This window comes from Streptomyces flavofungini, from assembly GCF_041028215.1.
GTDB classification, from domain to species: domain Bacteria; phylum Actinomycetota; class Actinomycetes; order Streptomycetales; family Streptomycetaceae; genus Streptomyces; species Streptomyces flavofungini_B.
Genome location: NZ_JASKYR010001046.1, coordinates 1 through 2,385, shown reverse-complemented (window position 1 = coordinate 2,385; position 2,385 = coordinate 1). Strand labels below are relative to the sequence as shown.

Here is a 2,385-nt window from a genome sequence, read left to right as displayed (position 1 = left end):
CGCGTGCACGGCGACCGCGGCGCAGGAGAAAGCGAGCGGCAGCCGTGCGCGGGCGGGCGCCGCAAAGGCGGGCGCCGCAAAGGCGGGCGCCGCAAAGGCGGGCGCCGCAAAGGCAGGTGCCGCGAAGGCCGCCGCGCAGGTCGCCGTCAGGCTCAGGGCGGGCGGGAGCAGTGCCGGGCCCGCGTAGTCGCCCGCCGCCATCGCCACCGGCCAGAGCGCGGCGAGGACGAGCAGCGCCGCCCTGGCCGCGCGCGGCGCCCGGCGCAGCCAGAGCAGCGCCACCGCCTGGGCCGCCGCGAGGAGCGCGAACAGCACCCCGGCCGAGACGTCCGCACCGCCAGGCGTCGGCTCCGTCCGGATGACCAGGGCGGGCAGGAGCGGCTGGAGCACCAGGCCCGCCGCGGCGACGAGCTGCGCCGCCCGGTAGCTCCGGGGCTCGGACCGCTCGGTCCCGGCCGACGTCCTGCCGGGCAGGACCGCTCGCACCTCCCAGCCGCCCGACTCCGTGGGACCGCTGGACAGCATGCCGCCCGCCTCCCGCGCCCGGGAGCGCAGGAAGGCCGTGCCGCGCCCGCCGCCGAGGCCCGCGCCGTGCGCCAGCGCCCCTGCGGGCGGTGCCGCGCTGGTCACCACCACTTCGGTACGGGTCTCTCCGTACCGGCACACCACCCTCGTACGGGCGCCGGGCGCGTGCCGCGCCACGTTGGTCAGCGCCTCGCGCACGATGCCGTACGCCGCGTCCGCCGTGCCGCCCTCCGGCAGCGCGTCGATCTCGCACTCCACCTCCTGGCCGAGGCGGCGGAACCCCGCGGCCAGCTCGCGGAGGCGTGCGGCCGGGGGCGGCCCGTCCTCCCGGGAGGGCGCGGGGCCGCGTACCGCGCCGAGCGCGCGGGTGACCTCGCGGCCGGTCTCCGCCGCGAAGGCCAGCGCCTCGCCCGCAAGCTCCGGGCGGCGGTCGCGCAGCCCGAGCGCCGCGCCCGCGGTGACCACCACGGCCGTCAGATGGTGGGCGCTGACGTCGTGCAGCTCCCGCTCCATGCGGCGGCGCTCGGCCGCGGGCAGCCGGTGGCGTTCGGTCTCGGCCCGCCGCAGCCGCCGCTCGGCCGCCCGCCGCGCGGCCCGGGTGCGCCGCAGCAGGATTCCGGCGCCGCACGAGGCGGCGTACAGCAGCGCGGCGAGGACGAGGCCCAGGCCGTCGCGGTCGCCGAGTCCGTGCAGGCCGATGCCGTGCAGGAGCTGCCAGAGGGCGAGTGACGCCCCGCAGAGCACGGTGGTGAAGGTGTCCCGCGCGAGCGCCACGGAGAAGAGGGCCAGCGCGACGCCCGCGGTGCCGAGCACCGCCGTCGCCCCGGTGGACAGCGGGCCCGCGCCGAGCGCGCAGGCGGCGGCGGTCACGGCGAGGGCGGTCACCGGGCGGGCCCCGCGCAGCGCGAGCGCGGCCGCCACCACACCCGCGACCAGGGCCCATACGAGGAGGGACTCCCCGGACGGCACGGTTCCGCGCACGAGCCGCGCCCCCGGCCACACGGCGGCCTGGGCGCAGAGCAGCAGGACCGGGAGCAGCCGGTCGTCGGTTCGCCTCATGTCCTGACCAGGCTAGGGGCGGTGGCGCACCGCCCGTCTCCGGCCGAAGGGGGATCCGGGTCTCTTACCTGAGGTGCAGACGGGTGGGGGGCGGAGTGCGGAAGGAGGAGTTCTCCCTCTCCGGTTGCAGGCGGGGCTCATCCGGTGGCCCGAGGCCCCCGGGGCGGGCGCGGACCTACCTTCGAAGTGTCCGATTCCGGCCGCACTCCTGGGGGTCTCCCATGTCCGAGCGTTTCCGCGTCCCTTCGTCCGAGCGTGTCCCTTCGTCCAAGCGTGTCCCTTCCTCCGAGCGTGTCCCTTCGTCCAGGCGCGTCGTCGTGTCCTCGCTCGTCGGTGCCGTGGTGGTCGGTGCCGTGGCCGTCGGCGGGCTCGCCTCGGCCGCCCCGAAGGACGGCACCGGGCCGTCCCTGAGCCACGCCTCCGCCCGCTACACCGCTCCGTCCGCTCCGTCCGGGCACGGCACCGGCTCGCTCACGTTCACCGCGGACGTCCACGACGGCTCGGGCGTCCGGGGCCTGACGGTCCTGCCGTGGCCCGCGAGCTCGAAGCTGGACCCGACGGAGGCCGAGCTGCGGCACGTGGAGAGCGCGCGGTGCCGGAGCACCGCCGCCGGGACGTCCCGCTGCACGTACACGCTGAAGGTCACCGGCGAGGACGCGGACCGGCTCGCGCGGGGCCGGTGGTACGTCGCGGTCCGCGCGGTGGCCGAGGACGGCGGGGCCGCCTTCGAGCCGCGCGCGGCCTCCTTCGACGTCGGCCGCTGAGCCCCGCGGACCCCTGGAAAGCCCCGCGGTGCACACC

At 78.2% G+C, this 2,385-nt stretch carries 2 protein-coding genes; one reads left to right on the top strand and one right to left on the bottom strand.

The window, feature by feature from the left end; all coding sequences use genetic code 11:
* The coding region (locus tag AB8Z36_RS38190; protein WP_369217964.1) for a sensor histidine kinase at positions 1 to 1,584 on the bottom strand (1,584 nt) is incomplete at its 3' end.
* A gap of 317 nt (positions 1,585 to 1,901) precedes the next feature.
* Here AB8Z36_RS38190 and AB8Z36_RS38185 point away from each other — a divergent pair.
* On the top strand, positions 1,902 to 2,348 hold the full coding sequence (locus tag AB8Z36_RS38185) for a DUF5707 domain-containing protein (protein ID WP_369217963.1): 447 nt from the start codon (positions 1,902 to 1,904) through the stop codon (positions 2,346 to 2,348).
* The last annotated feature ends 37 nt before the right edge of the window (positions 2,349 to 2,385 follow it).